Raw genomic sequence first — 19,607 nt, 5'->3', positions numbered from 1 at the left:
TGAGCCTCATTCAAGCACTCATCCTAGTGCCCGTTCGTCATCAAAAGAATGAGAGTCTGTCGCATCCAAATTTCCAAAACGCTCCAAGTTTGCCGAAAAGCAAGGGAAGATGTTCCTTAGCACTTAAATCATGATGAGATTCCGTCATTCCGATGGTGTGCCAAGGACCTCATCAAATACTCATCCAGCAGCTCAAATTTAAACTCCCGGATCAAGTCGTGGACCGTACATTCGTCCGTTTCGCTCGAAATAAGAACGGAACCGAGATAACCCGGATCGGTAACCTTTACTTTCGTTCCGTACTTGCGTCTCATCGCTTCAAGACGCTCCCTGTTATTGTCGAGATGAACCACGGCACAGTCCAAATTAACCGTTTCGCTCCTATAATCGAAATAACTGGATGTGGTGCTGACCAATTGTCCTACCGGGGAAATGATCGAGCTCGGTAATCCGCCCGCAATCGCACCGACGAAGTGAGCGCGGCACGAATAAGCCCAATGCTGCTGCACGAACCCGCCATGAAACATCGAAGGAAAAAGGATGAGATCCGGACGTTCGGCAGCATACTTGGCCCGCAGCGGTTCGAAGTTCAGATCGAAGCATATGGCGCAGCCGACCGTACCGAAATCGCACGAAAAGATCGGAGCTTCATTCCCGCATACGATCCCGTCTTTCTCCATTTCGACAATGACCGGGTGATTCTTATCGTAGGTGCCGGCGACTCCCCCGTTGCGGTCGATCAGCCGAACGGAGTTGCGCCAAGTGCCGTCATCAAGCAGCCGGATGGAAGGATAAGCGATATAGCAGCGATGCCGCACCGCCAGGTCCGATAAACCATGCAGAATCCGATCGCCCCGCACACGATAATAGTCGCGCAGCTTTTCCCCCGTGCACCCGGCCGGCATATCGCAGCATTCGGGAAGAACGATCAAATCCGGTCGATCCGGCAGGACATGATTGATTTTGTTTTCCAGAAAAAGCATGACGTAGTTTACGTATTCCTCGACGCTGCCGGTCGGATTGACTGTACAATAGTGGAAATTGAACGTACTGATTGTTGCTTTTCGAACCATGACTGATCCCTCGCCTTTCTACATAATCATCTGGTTTGCCCGCCGCCATGAAGCGCCGCAACGCGCGCCGGGAGAAGCGCGCGTTGAACAAATCATCTCATTGAAAGTTACCGAAAGTTAAGCGGAACGTTTGAATTTTCCACGGACCGAGACGAACGTCAAAACCATTCGAATCATGTAAAACCTCTCCTGCGGGCTCTTCAAGCAAATTCACCGCCGTCACTTTCGCAATGCGTTTAAAGCTTGTGAACCGGGCGGATGAGGGACGTTCGGACAAATTGAAGCAGCGAACAATCAGCTCCCCTTCGTTACCGTTATCCGGACGCTTGATGACGCTTACGCAAATGTCGGAATTGGATATTTCGAAATAGCTTACGGGTTGGGCCGGAACGTGATCATCAGCGGCTCTAGCGAAAACGGCGTGCATATCGACTTGCAAACCCTCTTGCAGCCGTGTCAAATCCGCATAAGATGTGGAAGCATCGAGTACGGCGAGTGCATATTTAAATGATAGCTTCCCGGCAAGTTGACCGCCTTCTTCCCCATTCGTCCTATACGTTCTCCCGAACGAACGGTACATCGTTACATGCAGGGTGCCCCGATTGTCATCCGGTGCGGCACATTCGTGCAAGCCGAAGGCCGATACGAACGCCAGTCCGGTACCGTCCGTTCTGCGTTTGCCCACGATCCCCCCCATTTGTTTCTCCGGCACCTCGCATTCCTTCCAGTCCTGCGTTTCCGTACGAATGCCAGTCGGCCTTTCCACAAAGGCAAACGGTTGATTCGCAAAAAAAGTCGGGGACGGCACATCCGTAGGGATAACCAGACGCAGGCGATGATCCCGGGCTTGATTGTCTATTTCGGTTTCGACATCGACATGCGCCGCACCTTTCGAAAGCCCTATCGTCGAGCGAATCGTTAACGTAACATGCTCTTCCGAACGCTTTAGTCCATGGGGATGCCGTTCCAAGGACTTGGGAATCCGGATAAAGTGTGTAATCTGAAATACGGCACGAGCCGGTCCGTTTTCGACCGTTTCAATGAAGCATTCGCTTCCCCTGCTGCCGATCAGACGATCATCGGCAGGGCTCGCATGAAACCATCCGTCGCCGATTTCCCCGTCGTCGAGATAACTTAACAGATTGTCGTAGCGTACGCCGCAGCGTTTATCGTAAACCGCGACCGTACCGTTATCGTTTACCGTAAGTTTGATATAGTCGTTCTCCGCTTCCCGTTCGGAACGGGATAACCGGTCCAAATACCGGGAAGATTTCTTGCTTGGAACAATCGTGTATGCAGCCGTTCCCATCGCAGGAACATCCACCTCCAGCGATACAGTATGACGGTCCGCCGCTCTCGTCGCTTTCGTCTCCGTCCCAAGCCCTGTTACGATAAAGTTTTTCTTCATCCGGCATAGCCCGTAAGGAATTTCCCGTCCATGGCTATCATGGATGGTAAAGCTGTTTTTCACTTCATAACCGAAAGGCTCCTGATAATGGGTGGGATATGGCTGATCGAAATCAATGTCCACGGTGACAGTGCCGCGCCTTGGGAACGGCAGCGGATTCCACAATGTCAGCACTCGGGTATGTCCGCTTCCTTCCTCATGGTTCCTTAGCAACCCCTTACACAGGATGGTACTGATCACATGCTTGGAAATCTCTTTTACTTGGTCAAACCGATACTGCATGTCTTGATGGACCTGATCGATCGAACAACCGCAGATCGAGTCATGCGGGTGGTTCTGCATCAAATACTTGTAGGCCAGATCGACATAGGTCTTCTGAACGGAATAGCCGCGAAGCTCGGATAAAGCAGCCATCGGCTCCACCCATTTTTCCAGCAGGACCTGGCATTCGTCGTTTGCCTTTTTGAGCGGATAACGGCTGGATAGCGTATGGGTGATCAAGTAATTGGAACCCGGCTGTTTGCCCGGTTCGTTCAGTTCCCCCATTTTTATAGGCATCTGATCGGCATAGCCTTCCAACTGCTTCCCCATCTGCTCCAAATTGACGTGCTTGACCTCCGCTTCCGGATACAGCTCGCGAATCATCTCCAGAACGTTCACCGTATTTCGGCGAATCGATGTATGATCCATACAATCCATTAGCAGGCAGACGGGGATCGGGCTTCGCTCCATTTCCTTGTCAATAAAGGTTTGGATCCGCCGCTTCGTTTCGTCGGGCGATAAACGACTGTTCTCCGCTTCCATGATGACTACTAAAAAAGAGGCGTAGGCGTTTTCATCCGGCAGTTTGAAGGTGATGCATTCGCTGCCGTCCGGCGAACTCCAGCGAAAATGCGCAGGCACGTCGTGCTCATTAAGCCCTCTCCCCAGCACCGCAAAAGGGATATTAACCCCGTTGAATAGTTGCGGCATTTGGGCGATATGACCGAAAATATCGCAAACGTAACCGTACCGCCAAGGATCGGCCCCCCATTCCCGGCATATTTTCCGGCCCGTCAACAAGTTTCGGATCAAACTTTCGCCGGATAGAAGAAATTCATCGGGCATGACATACCACGGGCCTATAACGATCCTGCCCTCCTGAATCAAACGGGTAAGCCGTCCTTTTTGGGCCGGTTCGATTTCCAGGAAATCCTCCAGCATAATCGTTTGCCCGTCTAAGTGAAACGTTGCGAAATCCGGCTGATTTTCCATTACCTCAATCAGATCGTTCATCATATCGACAAGCCGCAAACGAAAGCCCTGAAAAGATTCGTACCACTCCCGGTCCCAATGGGTACTGGAAAAATAATAGAATGTCGGTTTCGTCATGCGGGATAACCTCCCGGTATATATTTTGTGAATGTACATGAAGCCCCTTCAGCCGAACCGGAATCCTCGCGGTCTATAACTTCCCGATAATCGGTCTTGTTCGACTTCAAGGCCGTTAAATGGCGGCTGCTGACGTCAGATTGCCTTGTTGGACGGTTGCCGCATCCATAGCTGCGATCTGATGAATGCCGTTCGTTATATTGTCCCGAATGACCGATGTCTTGACCGTACCGAATAGTCCGAGAGCCCTCATGGAGGCAGCCGGCACGCTGAACGTGTTGCCGGAAACGACCCACGACTCGATATTGTTGGCGGACAACGCCGGCAAATCTGCACCCGTGTCGGTTTTTTCGAAAATATTGCCTTGGATGACGCATCCTGCCGGGTTTTGTGCATTCGTCATGTCGAAGCAAATGCCGGTCGTTGCCTTGATACGATTGCCGCAAGCGCGGATTCGTTTGTAGAATTGAGGGGTCGAATTTCCGAACGTTACGCCCGTCACCCCGCGAAGGTCGTTGCCTTCGATCGAGACCTCGGACGCTCCGTTTACGGCAATGGCGGCTTGAAGTGCCGAAACGTCATTGTCATGGATGCTGGCCATGCCGACGTGGCATACGATTCCGTTGAGGAATCCGTGCACGGTGTTGCCTTGCACGAGCACCCTGTTGAAGCTGTTCGGCTCGCAGTAGATGCCGCTGCTCGAATAGGTGCCGGCATCGGTCTGCACGATCACATTGCCTTTCACGATGACCGAACCGTTGCCGGCTGACGATCCGTAAATGTAGATGCCGTTCCCCTTATTGTACGTAATCCTGTTCCCTTCGACGACGACGTTGCCGATCCGGCTGTTGATGAAGATGGCGAATCCGCTCACGTAGGCGCCGGATTGATATACGGGACGCATATCGATGCACTCGTTGTTGGCGATGACAACGTCCGTCGTCAGATTATCGTCTGTGGAGCCGAATACCGTATAAGATTCGGTCTTGGTGAAATACGTGCTGTTGCGGGCGATGTTGTTGGACACGACGCATCCGCGGACGCCCTGGCTGACATCGATGCAAAACCCTCCCATGTTCACGCCCTCGCCCGCCCAGACGCCGTCGAACAAATTGCCGACGACCTCGACGTCGCGAGCGTTCGTCAACAGGACGGCGTGGCCGCGGACGTTCAAATACGTGCATCCACGAATTTTAATCTTGCTGCACTTCTTGGAGTTGACATCAATGGCAAGCTGTCTGCCGCAGCTTACGGCAAGATCGGCTTGGCCTTCGAATATGCAGTTTATGATGGAGATGTCGCTGACCGAATAATCGCGGATCGGATCCATACATACAGCTCCGGCTCCGTTTACGAAGTGAATGCCTTCAATCGTGATGCCGGTTGTATCCCGCAGAGCCATGAAATAAGCGGTTGCTTCGCCGCCCCAAACGAGCTTCGATCGGCCGGGAATGCCGCGAACGCTTGACTGAGGCTTGAAGAGACTCCCCCTGTTCCAGATAATGGAATCCTCGTTAGGCAACGGGCAGACGCTGTACGTATACGGCCCGAGCTCGACAGGCAAGCCGACGGAGAACATGCGATGAAACGCGTTCGTATCGTCGCTGCCGTCCGATCGGGCGCCGAACATTTCCGGCGCGACGAAACCGGATAGTAGTCGCACCCATTGTCCTGACGCACCCGTCACGGCAAACACGGTGCCACCGTTGTCGGCATCGGTGCCGGCAGTGTTCCAAACGAAACACCCCCCACCGAGCGGCCCGCGTCCGGTTGTATTCCAGCCGTCGTAATAGCTGACAAGTACGACGACTTGGCCATCATAGTCGCCGGATATGGTACGCAAGGTCGCCACATCCGGAACGCTCTTCACAGCATTGCCGCTGCCTGCCATCATGTTTCCCATCTGTAGTCCTCCCCCCGCCGCAAGCGCAACACCGGCAACACCAAGAGCCGATACGAATGTTCGTCTCGATATTGCGCCGTTAACCTGATTTGTCATGCGCGACAAACCTCCCGGTATGTTTATGATGAAACGTTACCTTTACGCTGTCGTTTCTAAGGTCACCGCAGCAAATTTGCATGCAGGACCTCTTAGGATGCCAACTCCTAAGAGGTCCCTATCGTACCGATTATTGGCCGGAAGCGGCCTTTCTTAAATCCAGCGTCTTCTTGTTCCATGCATCGATTTTTCCTTTGAGCCCAGATAGGTCTCCGCCGGCCAAAATCGTTTCCGCCAAAAACGTAAACGGATGTTCTTGGAATACAGGAATGGTAGGGCCAGGAGCGATGCAGCACATATCTTTGGTCAGTTTTACGGCTTCCGTATTTTTGCCCTTCCACAGTGGCGACTGGTCGATGTAGTTCTTCAAAGCATCGTCGATGACGAACGCGTTGGAGCCATGATCAACTTTCCATTTTTGCGCTTCGTTCTCAAACTGGAAGCTGATCCACAACCACGCCTCCTCCTTATGCTTCGAACCGGCCAACATGCCGATTGGGCCATAAATATGATGAGTAACCTGCGACACTTTGCCTTTCGGGAACGGCAAGACGTCGTATTTGAATTTCGCTTCTTTTGCCAACGGTTCCAGGACCCAGTCCCCGCCAATATCGAATAGGGTTTTGCCATTAATAAATTTACTGACTGAACCGCCCAACTCCGTCGCCTTCTTCGTGTCTGGGTAGGAACCGTCTTTCGTAATTAACTCTTGTATCCATTTCAAATCGTTCATCGCTTCCGGCTTATCCAGCACAGTCTGTGTCAAATCTTCATTCATATACCATAAATTAGGAGAACTTCCGTTAGCTACCGACATTGCAGACAAGAAATATCGGGCGAAAATACCATTGCTCGTCAAGCCGTATTCCCCTGCCGCAGGGTCTGTTGCCGCTTTTGCAAGCTCACGGAATTTATCGTACGTCCAATCGTTTTTCGGCATTTCCAAGCCATGCTTGGCAAGCAGATCCTTGTTCACCAAGACCCACATCGGAACGTCGACCATCGGAATGGCAAAACGCTGGCCCTTCGCGTTATCGAACGATTCGAAGAATCCTTTTGGAAGCTTCTTGCTTTTGAGCGATTCGTCCTTCGCAATATACGGCTTCAAATCTTCTAGCAAGCCGCCTTTCGTATAATGACTCAAGTCGGTGAGCCAAGTCAGATCCGCCGGTGTTCCCGCAGCTTGCAAAGCGGCAATTTTTTCAATAATACTCGTATCTAATCCGTTTGCCGGGAAGATCGGTTCAATGGTGATCCACGGGTATTTCTCGTTAAACTTTTTGTACAAGTCGGTGTACGATTGTTCCCATGTGATAATTTTTAACGTTACCGGTTCACGCTTCTCCTGCGGCTTGACGGTTGCTGTTGCCGTCGGAGCCGTCGGAGCCGTCGGAGCCGCCGGAGACGTCGTTGCGCTCCCTTTGTCTCCTCCTGTCGAGCATGCCGACAAAAACATCGATAATACGAGGATGATGCCAACCACGAATGCGAAATACCGTTTTTCCCTCATTCTTTTTTACCTCCCTTAGTAGATACGAACGAAAACCTTCCCTTCAATATCTCTCTAAGCTGCGACTTCCCTTGCCTGGTTCTCAATGTCTGCCAATAACCACCTCCCTTCAAGACGTCGCCTTATTCCACAAGTCCGGACCGTTCTATACTTTCCACGAACCACCTCTGGAGAAACATATAGAGGATAAGGGGCGGGAACATAATCAGAAATGCCGCGGCCATTTTGGCGCCTTCGTTGATCGATACGCCGCCGGTTAAGGTGGAATAAGCGGCAGGTGTTCCGGTCAGCACTTCATTCATACGGTTCAGGCTGATCGACAACGGAATGTACTTGTCGTTCAGGAAAAACGACGGCTCGTAGTACATGTTCCAATACCAAATGAACGAAAACAGAAAAACGACGAGACAGGCAGAACGCGCAAGCGGTAGCATAATGGTGAAGAAAAGGCGAAACGACGATGCTCCGTCCAGTTTGGCCGCTTCTTCCAGTGCGACCGGCTGCGATTTGAAAAACTGGCGAAAGATCAAGATGAACAGAGCGCTTCGCAGCCCTTGTCCGAACAATGCAGGAACGATGAACACAAACGGCGTATTCAACAAGCCCAGCTTGCTGTAGATCACATAGAGCGGAATGATGATGATTTGCGGCGGGATCAGGAAGGTTAGAATGACACCGAACGTAACCAGCCCTCTGCCTGGAAAATACAGTTTGGCAAGCGCATACCCGGTAATCGAGCAGATAATCACCTGAATAATCGAGCATGCGAGCGCAATCGTAAACGTGTTCGCCAGCGCTTCCGGATATTTCAATCCGATCCAAGCCTTCTCCAGATTTCCCCATTCGAGCCGGGTCGGGAACCATTTGACAGTCGGATCGAGCAAATCCTGCACGTTTTTGAACATGGTACTGATGACGTACAATAACGGCTGCAAATACAGGTAAGCCAGTATGGAAAGCAAATAGTAAATGGCCAGCTTGGCTATCCACCCGTCATTGGCATTCCTGCCGAGCGCCAGCATTTTCACCTTCTGCATCTTTCTGCTCCATATCCATCCGCTTACGGTTTGCGTCACGTTCCGCCAGCTTACGATGATGTTCATCCTCTTCCCCCCCTTCGTTTCGCGCTTCGTCCGAACATCCATGAGACGGCCGCCAGCAGGACGAAGATGATCGCAAAATAAATCCAGGCCAGCGCACTCGCATATCCGTAACCGGTAGCAGGATTAAACATGTGTTTACGCACGTGCGCCAGCACCGGATTTAACGGGAACGTAAACAGATCGATAATCGTGTAAAGCAGATTCAAGCTGATAAACGGCACGATGCCGGGCAGGGTGATTTTCCAAAAGCTGTCCCAAGGAGAAGCGCCGTCGATTCGGACCGCTTCGTAAACCGACTTCGAAATCGTCTGGAAGCCCGCGATAAAAATGAGAATTTGCACGCCGGAATACCATAAAATGATGACGGTCTTCTTGAGCACCTCCATGACGGGACCGGCGAACTGCCTGCCTACATTGTCTTGGACAAGCGAATCAATGTTGTATTGCTCCATGAACGGGATTTCCCCGGCGCCTTGGGCGAACAGCTCGGTCAGCACCTGTCCGGTGGCGAAAATAACCGGAAGGAAGAAGATCGCCCGGTACAAAAAACGTCCGGGAAATTTCTGATTGAGCAAAAGCGAAACGAGTAGCGCGAAAATAACGATAATCGGAATGATCAACAGCATTTGCTGAACGTATAGGATAAGCTGAACGGGATATTCGTTATCGACTACAAATGCGTCCTTGAAATTTTGCAGACCGGCCCATGCATAAATGAACCCTTTCGACGTTAGCGTCACCTTGTTAAAGCTCAGAAACAGCGACCACACAATCGGAAACGCAATGAGCGAAAGAAAGCCGATCAGCCAGGGAAGTATGAATAAATAGCCAACCCCATATTGCTTCCATCTATATAGGAGGTATCCTTTGTTCCGGTGAGGCAGCGGAAGTTTCATTCGGCTCCTCCTTCCCTTACCGCAAACGTTTTCTTCCCGTAATCGACGACCACATGAATACCGCCTTCATACGTCGTGACGTATACGTCGCCCGCTTTCTTCTCATGGTTGACGATCCTTCGGTTATACAGCTGTGCCAGCTTATCGAAATCCCGGTATTCCTGCACAATCCGTTCCTTCCACAAAGCAAATTCGCTGCTGTACAAATACTCGGACGGCGTATTTTTCAATACCCGTGACGGTTCGTAAGTAAGATAGAAGGAAGGAACAGCGCCATATTCGATGGCTTTGAGAAATTCCGCCGTATTGTCATTACGGTAATTAGCCGGCGTCGAGGAATACGGGATGAATCCATGCAGCACGATCGGATAAAACGGCACGGTCTCGTCGATCATGTAGTCGTAGCTCGAATCCAGCGTAAAGTCGCTTATATAACCGGCTTCTTCCAGCATGTAATCATTCCCTTGGTAAATCCCCGTTTCGCCAAGCTCTTCCCGCGTAAAAGCAAGCAGCTGACGGTAAACATCTGCCGTTTGTCCCCGTTCTGTCGGTTTCGACTCATAATCGCGGAATGTCATTTCGCCGAGCCAATTATAATGAATGCCGTCGACGCCGAGATCCTTCAGCCTTGCAATCGTCTGCACCGCGTAACCGGCCGTAAGCTCCGGTTTTAGAATAAACTCGTCATTCCGGTTCATGAACACCGTGCCGTCAATGCCCCGAATCCCGTTAGCTTTGGCGGAGAGCGAGGAGCGATCGTCGACGTAGACGAAATTATCCTCAAACATCACTTGCAGATTCATCTCATGCATGGCTTCGACAAACGATTTGGCTGCCGCTTCTCCGCCCAGCTTCTTTTCGATCGGAAACCGCTTAGCCGCATTGAAATCACCGCCGTTCTGCCAGCCGTAGTAAATCACTCGCATGCTGTCGACCCCGCTGTCCTTCAACTGCTTCACCATCTCGGTCGCTTGGGCAAAAGTCGTCGCTGCCACGTATCGCTCGCTGTTGAACGCCTCCTTGGCGTTGCCGCCGACCACGCTCAAATGCAGCGGGATGTGAGCTGTCGTCTGAAGCTGCAGCGGCAGTCGTTTGGCATCCGACAAATGCTGCCGGTAAGCATCCGCCATCCCGACATAGTTCGCCTGATCACCGTTCAGGAAACGGTATTCGATCGAGCGGTCGAGCGGCATCCGGTTTTTTTCGACCGTTTTGACCGGTGTCGTCAACCGGCTCATCTTATGCAAATATTCCTCACGGTATTGAAATTTGGAGTCCACGCTGTAAAACGTAGATTTGAGACCGGGGGGAAGCGCCTGAATGCTCGCCGCATCTTTTCCTTCCCGGACGATTGCAACGAACGCCTCATCCTGGCGTTTCACGCCGAATACCGGATACGCGATCGTTTCCCGTTTCGTTTGGCGTCTGGCTGCATGCAAGTCCGGCCTTACATTGGAAACTTCGCTGCCGTAGATCGGATGCATGTACCCTTGCCCCGTACCCGCCCGGTCCTTATCGAAACGAATGAGTCCTCCAGGGCCGTCGGGGACGAATAAGTAGCCGTCTTCCCCCGCTTGCGCAGCTCCGAAGTAGGGCAGCACTTCCAAGGAAAACAAGGCAAACTCGCCTTTCTCTTCAATCCCCTTTGTCGGCACGTTAACAACCAGCCCATGCTCGGTCAATTCGTATTGAAGCGAAAACCCGATCCCTGTCTCCTCGTAAAAGTAAGTGACTTGCAGCCCCATATCGTATTTGACGAACGATTTCTTCAGCTTAAGATCGGCGGCGTTCGTCACGCTCCGTCTGGCCTTGTCATCGCCGGCTGCCTGGAAGTACTCCATAATAAAGGGCGATTTCAGATTCGACAGCAGCAGCCCTTTCACCGTCTCGCCCTGCAGCCGTTCCTTCGGCGGATTGCTCCGCCATTCATACCCGGTACGTTTGACGTTCACGATCGTCTGTGTCGTTAACGGATCGATGCGGAGCACAAAATCGCTGTTTTCGAGCGCTACTACGAACCCCTCCGCATCCGCGGCTCCCGGTTTCCACGGCTCTCCCTCATACACGGGCATGTCAGGTTCCCGCTCCATCGTCATCTTCATCTGCTTCAAAGAAGGAATGTCGCTGCCGCTCGCTGCGCGATAAACGAACAAGCAGCAAGCTGCAAAGGCCAAGCCAAGTACCAGCGCGATCCCCTGCTGCCGCTTCAGGCGGATGCTAAACATATTGCGTCACCTCCCGCTGCAGCTGGTAAAGAAAGTCGTATACGTTGTAGGTCAGCCCGGAAGCGACGAACAGGAAAAACCAGATCATCAGAACGGTAAACACCGTGATAAGCGAGTTTTTCAACGTTTCGATAAACTCGAAGTTGTGGATGACCTGCGTCATGACGAAAAAGAGCACGCCGAGCCAAATAACCATTATTTGTTCCAGAGAAGTGACGAGCACTTTCTCCTCCAGCACGACGACATTGGATAAGACCAATACCGGTATGGAAAAAACCAAATACGGGACCAGCGCATAAACGCTTGCCTGAAACACTTCGTGAAAACGGCCTTCGCCGCTTTTGACGCCGCAGACGAGGTAGTTGGCCAATACCCATGTGATCCACGGCACAGCGAAAAACGCAAGCTCCGAGAAGACGTTGATCAGGCTAATATCAACCGGGTTAAAGAGGAATCCCGTCCCGTATATCCGCAAGAGCTTAACAAGTACGGCGAGCAGAAGGATTGCCAGCATAACGACGAATGAAACCTTCCGCTCCTTCAATTTGTAAAAGCCGTGATACGGATGAATCAGCACGCTGCCCAAATCTTTCATTTCATTCGCATACCGGACCAGCTTCGGCGGCCACGTACGTTTCGCTGCATATCGCTTAAACCGTTTCAACGCGTACTTTATCGCAAGAACGGCGATCACCAATCCAGCCAACAAGGCGATCAAATAACGCTGCAGCCATTGCAGCCGGACATCCCAGAACGCCTGGGAATAACCGTCCGTATCATAGGCGATTCTGAAATGGTCCATCGCTTGAGCGTACTTGCTCTCGGCCAAATCCACTTTGCCTAGTCCCTGAAAGATGGAGTCGATCATGTTGTTCTGCATCCGTACCATTTCCCAGTAAGACTTGCTTTCCTCGTACTTGCCCTGCAAATACAATTGGGTGCCTATCAAAATATCTTGACCAAACGCGGTGCGAACGAAGGTCTGCACTTGTTTCGTTTTGCTGTCGGTTACCCAAATGTCATGCTGCGAGTTCAGGGCAATTCCGGTCGGATAGCCGAATATCCCTTTTTGCCGCGTGTCCACATCGATATCGCCGAATGCAAACAAGGCGCTGCCGTACGGATCGTAAACGGTAACCGCCCCGGAATCGAAATCGATTCCGTATAGGAAGCCTTCCCGATCGACCGCGAGATCGATTATTTTCATCGAGTTCCACGTATTGCGGTTGCGGAAAGCGTCAACTCCCCCGGCATTCAGCTTTTTGATACCGCTCTTGGTCATCGGAGTTGCCGTGTATAGAAAGCCGAATGCATCCATCGCAGCGTTCACGATCGGCTTCGGGAGGTTGGCCTCTTCTTTCTCCAACTGCTCCTTATTGAGAACGAGACGTTTGATCCAATTCGTGTACGATTGCTCCGCTTTGTTCGCGCCGAAATAGCCCGTATACCGCCCTTCGGCGTCCATTCGAAATAGTCCCTTGTTGTTGCCGCTGAGCACGACGTACATGACGCCGCGCTTATCGACGACAAGCTTGGACGGAACAAAGTAATCGTCTTCGGTAAGGTACGGGGAATCGGGCTTCTTATACGCCCGCAGAAACTTCCCCTGATCCGTAAACAAGGCAATTCGCTGATTGCCGGAGTCCGCCACGTAAATCGTCCCGTCCCCGGTCACGAATACCCCTTCAGGCGCTTGCAGCGCGCCTTGGCCTTCTTTATCTCCTACGGTGCGAAGCTCCTTGCCCTCGCGGTCCGTCACGACAACCCGATTGGCCGCCCGGTCGACGATATAGGCGAGGTCCCGATCGTCGATGTACAGATCCACCGGCTCTGCGAACGACAGACGAATGACCTTATCAGGGACATATACAGCTTGGCTTTGGCGCCATTTGTTCGAGTTGCCGTCCATGTAGTACGTGTCGTAAGGCAAGCCCGCATGAACGGGAGCCGGAAGAAGCGCGAACAAGAAGCAAACCACTAGTGCGAGTACCGGGAGCCGATTGTAATTCCGTGTTTGTTCCTTTATTTTCATGGGCTATTTCACCCCGGAATGAAGCATGGTGGACAAAACCCTTTTCTGAAACAACAAGAAAATGATCAGGTTTGGCAAAAAGATCAGAAGACCGGCAGCCGCCGCCATCGTTTGTCCGGCTACGCTGTTGTGCAGCCCGCCCGCCAAACTGCCGACGTAAAACGACAAGGTGCGCATCGTTTCATCCTGTACATATAAGGAGGACGTTTCGGTATCTCCCCAAACCCCCTGAAACGTAAAAATCGAAATGGTCGCAATAGCGGGCGTGGATAACGGAACGATCAGCCTGGCAAAAATGCCGAATTCCGATGCTCCGTCCAGCTTGGCGGCTTCCACCAGCTCGTTAGGGATTTGCGAAATAAACCCGATCAGCAAAAACACGGCAACCGGCGATGCCAAATGAGGCACGATATGAGCCAAATACGTATTGGTAATCCCGATGCCGCTTACGATTAAGAAACGCGGAATTTGTACCGTTTCCGGCGCAAACATGAGGGATACCATGATCATGGCCATCGTCAGCGCTTTAAAATGGAAGCTGCGTTTGGCCAGCACATAAGCGGCCAACGTGCTGACGATAATGACCAACGCCAATGTGATGGAGGCAACGATGATCGTATTGAACAAATATCTGGTGAACGGTACCACATCGCTATTCGCGTGCAAAAACAACAATTCGAAGCTGCGCGTCGTCGGATGCTTGACCAAAAAGGTCGGCGGAAACAAAAACAGTTCATTCATCGGCTTGAAGGCCTGGCTAATAATAAACACGATGGGCAGCAGCATGAACAGCGCTAGCGCAGTTAATCCCGCGACGAGTACGACATCGAATGGCCGAATGCTGCGCAGCCGCTTCCTTATTGGCATGAATTAGGCATCTCCCTTCGTTCCGAACAATCGGTACGCGAATCTCATCACGAAGAACGAGACAACCAGCAGCACCACGGAGACGGCGGAAGCGTACCCGATCTGGAAACGGATGAATGCGTAATCGTCGATATGGTTGCTGATCAGATGGCCGATGTATTGCGGCGTAATCGCCATCCCCGTCAGCTGAACGGATATGCTTCCCGCTTTCAGCGTCGACACGATCGTCATGACGGCGCTGAACAGCATCTGCGGCTTCATCGACGGTACGGTAATATAGAACACTTCCTGCAGCCTGTTCTTGATCCCGTCGATCCGGCCCGCTTCATACAGCTCGGTATTGACGGTTTGCAATCCGGCGAGCATGGCGAGGAAACCGACGCTAAAGCTGATCCACAAGGAAACGAGTATCATAATGTCGAGCAGGTAGCGCGAATCCTGCAGCCAGACGCGGGGCAAATCGAGCCACCCTATCTCGATCAGGAAGTTGTTGAGGTATCCGACCCGGTCTCCGCTGAATGTAGCGATCCATACGACGGAAAGCGCGACGCCGCCTGCCATGGACGGCGCATAAAACGCCAGCGTATAGTAGTCGCGCATTTTTTTCGGCAGCTGATGAATAAGCCATGCGAACAGAAACGACAGCAGGTAGCCCCCCGGGCCGACAATCAGCGCGAATTTGAACGTATGGGGCAGCGCGTGCTTCAGAAACACGATATCCTGCGTCAGCAGAACGATATAATTTTTAAATCCGATAAAGACGGGAAGCGTGAACCCGTCGAACGAGGTGAAGCTCAGCAGCGCCGCCATAAACACCGGTACGATAATAAACATCGTGAACACAAGCAGGAACGGTGCCAAGAACAAATAGCAGATCCGATCCCGCCAGCATTCGCTCGCAAATTGCCGCAGTCTTCCGGCCAACGTGGATGAGGGCGCGGCTGTTGGCGCGGATCTACCCGTCTCCAAGGAAACTTGCGTGCTTTGACTCATTGCCGCCTCACCTCCCCGTCGAACGGACGATCGATTATGGGAACTCGCAGGTTCGCGTCTTTGGCGATGCCAAAATCCTCTTGCCTTCGCAGCATCTCGCGCTGCAAGGAAACCTCCGCCGATTCCAGCGCTTCCTTGGGCGGTTTGCCTGTTAGTACCGCAGAGTTCCAGGCAAAGTCCATTTCCCTCGCCAAAAAGTAATATCCCGGTACATAAGGCACATTTTTCACCCAGCGTCCTTGCTCCACGATCGTCTTCAGATCCTCCGCCGGCCACGAAAGCGACTTCATCGCTTGCAGATTAGCCGTATTCCAGCGATACTCCAGCCCGTATAGCGATTCGATATCGTTCCCGTATTGGACTTGCGTCTGTTTCGATGTCCACCATTGCATAAATTCCCATGCTTGCTCCTGTTTGCCGCTCTTCTCCATGATGACCGCGGCGGAAACCGACTGATCCGTCCAACGGACTACTTCCCCGTTCTTCTGTTTCATGCCGGGAACCCGTGCGATTTTCCAATGCCCCGTAATTTCAGGAGCGGCTACCATCAACTGCACATACATATTGAAATCCGCTATGCCGACCGGCATATCGCCGTCGCGAAAGTGATTCAGGAAAGCCGGCGCCTCCAAGGGCAAGTAATATTTCGTATACAAATTCGTCCATTGCTCAAAGCCTGCCAGCGCCTGTTCGCTGCCAAGGTTGTTCCGAAGCCCGTCAGCCGAATACAGATCGGCCCCGTTCTGAAACAGGTATGGCAGGAAGTTTTTAGTCGGCACATACATCGTCATCCCTTTCTCTTGCAAAGAGGGCAGCAGTTCGTACACGTCATCCCACGTATCGGGTACCTTCAGCTTCAACCGATCGAATATATCCGTCCGATAAAACAACACCTGGAAGTTCTGAACTTCCGGCAGCGCATAAGTCCCGCCGTCGTAGGCGAACGAACGCATCGCCCCGGGGTTGAAACGGTCGTAGACCTCTTGGAAGCCCGGAAATTTCTTCAAATCGGCGACGGCCCCCCGCATCGCGTAATCGACCGGCGTTTCCATCGAAACGCCCAGCGCCACGTCCGGCTGTTCGCCAGAAGCATTGCTCAAAATAAGCTGGTTCGGATTGGGCATGAGATTGATGTTCACTTCAATCCCGGTGTTCGGCGTAAAATCGCGATCGACCATTTCCCGCAGCAGTTCGGCATAGTCCCGTCCGCGCTGTACCCATACCGTAATCGCTTCCCGCTTGTTCTGCTTGCGCGTATCATAGGTCATATAGAAGGTGCGCGCAAAATTGCCGAGCATATAAGGAATGCGGCTAAGCGAAGTCGGCTCCTTGAGTCCGGTTTGAGCATCCGGCGAGCGCACGACGATATAATCGAGCATCACGGATTGATTGCTGAGCGTAGGCAGCCAGGAGACGATATGGCTTTGAATGGTTGCAAAATCGGTCATCCGGTTCGGGATATCGTTCACGTAGGCAGCCATCGCCTGCAAGTTATCGACGGCTACATCGATGGCGGTCGTAAGATCGGATTTATTTTGGTTTAATCCGTCCACGAATGCGGCTGCTTGCTGAAACCGGGCGATAATCGATCGCAGCTTGTCATCGATGCCGGGATCGGATTTCTGCAAATTCCAGGTACGCAGCGTATCCAAGTTTTGCTTCGTTGCGCCAGCGCCTTGGCCGTAATTACCCGTGATCAGACGGATCGACCTATCCAAGGCATCCAGCTCTTGAAGCGCATGCTGCAAAGCGATCACGGCCGGCTTCGTCAAAGAGGCGTCCGCTACGAGGCGCAAGGTATGTTTGCCTTTCGTCAAATAAAATTGAAACGGATTACCATGCTCATCCTGAAGCGAACGAATCTGAAAGTTATCGTTTGCGGGAATGGCATAATGAAGCATTTCCCGAAAGGGCACTTTGCCATCGAGCATAACGGTTCGATAAGCCTGCAATCCTCTCCGAAAACCCTGATAAAATTTCAGGTCGATGTCGTACCAGCCGTCGTCAGGCACCTCGATCGTCCATTCCACCCAATCGCCCGGAGTCCGCCAGCGATCTCCTCCCAGTACGTTGTAGACGATCCGGCCCTTCGGGTCCGGGGAAATATGCGGCTCGGAAAAATAATTCGTTTGCACGGCTATATTCGATTTTTGCGAATAGCGCTCCGCTTCGACGACTTCATACCATGTTTGGGCAGCGGTGTCAGGATGGGCTTGCTTATACTCCTCGTATGCCGGAATCGTTTCCGGAGACGACCAGCGCAGCTTGGTTAAAGCAACCGGCTCTTTGCCGCCGATCAGCCGGATCGTATGAACACCCTTCGTAAGCTGAAACTCAAGCGGCGTGGACGATACGTCATAGCTGGCGACGAACGCGCTCCTCGCTCCCTCGATTTCCGTCTGGACGGGGCGCACCTCTTGGCCGATCGCGTTCTTGTCGTAAGGGAACTTGGCGTCTTTCCAGTATCGCTCCAGCGTGAATTGCTCCGCTTCCTTGAATGGAATGCTGCCGTCAATCATCAAGCCGCGAACGATGTTCGAATAGCTCCCCTTTACCGGCAAATAATCGATTTCCAGCCGGTAAGCCCCTGTCTCCGGAACGTCGACTTTCCACTCCACCCATCCGGCCTCGCTCAACCAATACAGCGCCTTCTCGCCGGAAGGTTCCGTCCGGATTTCAAGCGAGGCATCCGGCGATGCGCCGGAATAGGCGTTCGCTCTGCTTTCGAAGGCCTGTTGCCGATTCGCGTTATCGCGGTCGCTTGCGCCGCCTTTGTGCAGCATGGCATAGGAGGGTACGGCACCCGCTCCCGCTTGCGGCTCGAACGAAAGCAAATCGGCAGCGCTTACATTTTGTGCATACGTGATCTGCTCCTCCCCGTAAAAGAGCCGGACGACTGCCCCCAGCAGAACCGCCGTCACGGTAAGCATGATCATTTTGCGGTACGTTCGCTTCATTCCTGTGCAGCTCCCTGGAATCGAATCGATTCACTTGTTTGTCTATCGAAATAATGGGCTTTATGCATATTGAAAGACACGCGGACGTGATCGCCCTTCCTTACCGGGACATGCGTCCCGGCTCTTGAAATGATGCTGTACTCCCCCATGTTCAGGTAAACATAGGAATCTGCGCCCATAAGCTCGATCATCTCGACAATGGCGGGTACGGTACTTTCCTCTGCTCCCGCCGCCCCATTCGGGTCGAACAGCGTCACCTGCTCCGGTCTTATCCCCAGTACGACTTGCCGCAAATTAGTCGAGCTGTCGTTCAAAGCCTTCTTGTGCGCTTTGGGTACCGGCAGCTTCAGCCTATTATTTTCGAAAAAATAGTCCCCGTCCCTCATGAAGATGCCGCCATCGATGAAATTCATTTGCGGCGATCCGATAAATCCTGCCACGAATAAATTTACCGGGTATTCGTAAAGTTCATGCGGAGGGGACACTTGCTGAATGATCCCGTCCTTCATCACGACAATCCGGGTCCCCATCGTCATGGCCTCCACCTGATCGTGCGTCACATAAACGGTCGTCGTTTGCAGCTTCCCATGCAGCTTGATCAGCTCCGCCCGAGTTTGGGCGCGCAGCTTGGCATCCAGGTTCGACAACGGTTCATCCATCAGAAACACCTTCGGCTCCCTCACAATCGCTCTACCCAGCGCCACCCGCTGCTTTTGTCCGCCCGACAGCTGATTCGGCTTTTTGTCGAGCAAATGGGAGATTTCCAGAATGCGGGCCGCACGCGCTACCTTCAGCTCGATTTCATGCTTGGCCGTCTTTCGCAGCTTTAATCCGAGCGCCATATTTTCATAAACGGACAGGTTCGGGTATAACGCGTAGTTCTGAAATACCATGGCGATATCGCGATTTTTGGGAGAGACGAAATTCACGTACTTGTCATCGATGTAAAGCTCGCCCTGCGTGATATCCTCTAAGCCGGCAAGCATGCGCAAGGTCGTCGACTTTCCGCATCCGGACGGACCGACCAGCACCAGAAACTCTCCGTCATCCACCGACAGATCGAAATCCTTGACCGATGGCTGAGCTTCGCCCTTGTATTTTTTGTACACATGTTTAAATTGAATGCTTCCCATACGGCAACCCCCCTTGGCCGAACGAACCGGGTGAACCGGT

At 52.4% G+C, this 19,607-nt stretch carries 12 protein-coding genes; all 12 read right to left on the bottom strand.

Features of this window, described 5'->3' with window-relative positions; all coding sequences use genetic code 11:
• Window positions 1–128 precede the first annotated feature (128 nt).
• The 12 genes from ACKGJP_RS09770 to ACKGJP_RS09715 all read right to left on the bottom strand — a co-directional run bounded on the left by ACKGJP_RS09770 (window position 129) and on the right by ACKGJP_RS09715 (window position 19,567).
• Window positions 129–1,073, bottom strand: a complete 945-nt coding sequence (locus ACKGJP_RS09770) for a carbon-nitrogen hydrolase family protein (protein WP_409345468.1) — start codon at window positions 1,071–1,073, stop codon at window positions 129–131.
• Window positions 1,074–1,170: 97 nt separating this feature from the next.
• Complete coding sequence (locus ACKGJP_RS09765) at window positions 1,171–3,852, bottom strand: alpha-mannosidase (RefSeq protein ID WP_409345467.1); 2,682 nt, start codon at window positions 3,850–3,852, stop codon at window positions 1,171–1,173.
• A gap of 115 nt (window positions 3,853–3,967) precedes the next feature.
• Window positions 3,968–5,851, bottom strand: coding sequence for a twin-arginine translocation signal domain-containing protein (locus ACKGJP_RS09760; protein WP_409345466.1), 1,884 nt, complete (start codon window positions 5,849–5,851; stop codon window positions 3,968–3,970).
• Between the two features lie 130 nt (window positions 5,852–5,981).
• Window positions 5,982–7,361 carry an ABC transporter substrate-binding protein gene (locus ACKGJP_RS09755; protein WP_409345465.1) on the bottom strand — a complete coding sequence of 460 codons (1,380 nt, stop codon included), beginning with the start codon at window positions 7,359–7,361 and terminating at the stop codon, window positions 5,982–5,984.
• A gap of 122 nt (window positions 7,362–7,483) precedes the next feature.
• Complete coding sequence (locus ACKGJP_RS09750; protein ID WP_409345464.1) at window positions 7,484–8,464, bottom strand: carbohydrate ABC transporter permease; 981 nt, start codon at window positions 8,462–8,464, stop codon at window positions 7,484–7,486.
• Entirely contained in the window at window positions 8,461–9,360 is a 900-nt protein-coding gene (locus ACKGJP_RS09745) for a carbohydrate ABC transporter permease (RefSeq protein WP_409345463.1), read from the bottom strand. The genes ACKGJP_RS09750 and ACKGJP_RS09745 overlap by 4 nt, the downstream gene beginning before the upstream one ends.
• Window positions 9,357–11,585: a DUF5696 domain-containing protein gene (locus ACKGJP_RS09740; protein WP_409345462.1), complete on the bottom strand. Its 2,229-nt coding sequence runs from the start codon at window positions 11,583–11,585 to the stop codon at window positions 9,357–9,359. Before ACKGJP_RS09740 ends, ACKGJP_RS09745 begins: the two co-directional genes overlap by 4 nt.
• On the bottom strand, window positions 11,578–13,617 hold the full coding sequence (locus ACKGJP_RS09735) for a YIP1 family protein (protein WP_409345461.1): 2,040 nt from the start codon (window positions 13,615–13,617) through the stop codon (window positions 11,578–11,580). The genes ACKGJP_RS09740 and ACKGJP_RS09735 overlap by 8 nt, the downstream gene beginning before the upstream one ends.
• Window positions 13,618–13,620: 3 nt before the next feature.
• A complete protein-coding gene (locus ACKGJP_RS09730) occupies window positions 13,621–14,484 on the bottom strand; it encodes a carbohydrate ABC transporter permease (protein ID WP_409345460.1) in 864 nt (287 codons plus the stop codon).
• Between the two features lie 3 nt (window positions 14,485–14,487).
• The gene (locus tag ACKGJP_RS09725; protein WP_409345459.1) at window positions 14,488–15,477 is read right to left on the bottom strand and encodes a carbohydrate ABC transporter permease; all 990 of its coding nucleotides are present in this window, start codon (window positions 15,475–15,477) and stop codon (window positions 14,488–14,490) included.
• The gene (locus ACKGJP_RS09720; protein ID WP_409345458.1) at window positions 15,474–18,434 is read right to left on the bottom strand and encodes an extracellular solute-binding protein; all 2,961 of its coding nucleotides are present in this window, start codon (window positions 18,432–18,434) and stop codon (window positions 15,474–15,476) included. Before ACKGJP_RS09720 ends, ACKGJP_RS09725 begins: the two co-directional genes overlap by 4 nt.
• On the bottom strand, window positions 18,431–19,567 hold the full coding sequence (locus tag ACKGJP_RS09715; protein WP_409345457.1) for an ABC transporter ATP-binding protein: 1,137 nt from the start codon (window positions 19,565–19,567) through the stop codon (window positions 18,431–18,433). Before ACKGJP_RS09715 ends, ACKGJP_RS09720 begins: the two co-directional genes overlap by 4 nt.
• Between the last annotated feature and the right edge of the window lie 40 nt (window positions 19,568–19,607).

Source organism: Paenibacillus litoralis (assembly GCF_046244365.1).
Taxonomy (GTDB): domain Bacteria; phylum Bacillota; class Bacilli; order Paenibacillales; family NBRC-103111; genus Paenibacillus_V.
The sequence above is the reverse complement of the archived record's forward strand: the minus strand, read 5'-3'. Positions and strand labels throughout refer to the sequence as shown.

Excerpts from the sequence above, each read along its gene's own strand:
- ACKGJP_RS09770 (WP_409345468.1), bottom strand. The coding sequence starts at position 1,073 with ATGGTTCGAAAAGCAACAATCAGTACGTTCAATTTCCACTATTGTACA.
- ACKGJP_RS09765 (WP_409345467.1), bottom strand. The coding sequence starts at position 3,852 with ATGACGAAACCGACATTCTATTATTTTTCCAGTACCCATTGGGACCGG.
- ACKGJP_RS09760 (WP_409345466.1), bottom strand. The coding sequence starts at position 5,851 with ATGACAAATCAGGTTAACGGCGCAATATCGAGACGAACATTCGTATCG.
- ACKGJP_RS09755 (WP_409345465.1), bottom strand. The coding sequence starts at position 7,361 with ATGAGGGAAAAACGGTATTTCGCATTCGTGGTTGGCATCATCCTCGTA.
- ACKGJP_RS09750 (WP_409345464.1), bottom strand. The coding sequence starts at position 8,464 with ATGAACATCATCGTAAGCTGGCGGAACGTGACGCAAACCGTAAGCGGA.
- ACKGJP_RS09745 (WP_409345463.1), bottom strand. The coding sequence starts at position 9,360 with ATGAAACTTCCGCTGCCTCACCGGAACAAAGGATACCTCCTATATAGA.
- ACKGJP_RS09740 (WP_409345462.1), bottom strand. The coding sequence starts at position 11,585 with ATGTTTAGCATCCGCCTGAAGCGGCAGCAGGGGATCGCGCTGGTACTT.
- ACKGJP_RS09735 (WP_409345461.1), bottom strand. The coding sequence starts at position 13,617 with ATGAAAATAAAGGAACAAACACGGAATTACAATCGGCTCCCGGTACTC.
- ACKGJP_RS09730 (WP_409345460.1), bottom strand. The coding sequence starts at position 14,484 with ATGCCAATAAGGAAGCGGCTGCGCAGCATTCGGCCATTCGATGTCGTA.
- ACKGJP_RS09725 (WP_409345459.1), bottom strand. The coding sequence starts at position 15,477 with ATGAGTCAAAGCACGCAAGTTTCCTTGGAGACGGGTAGATCCGCGCCA.
- ACKGJP_RS09720 (WP_409345458.1), bottom strand. The coding sequence starts at position 18,434 with ATGAAGCGAACGTACCGCAAAATGATCATGCTTACCGTGACGGCGGTT.
- ACKGJP_RS09715 (WP_409345457.1), bottom strand. The coding sequence starts at position 19,567 with ATGGGAAGCATTCAATTTAAACATGTGTACAAAAAATACAAGGGCGAA.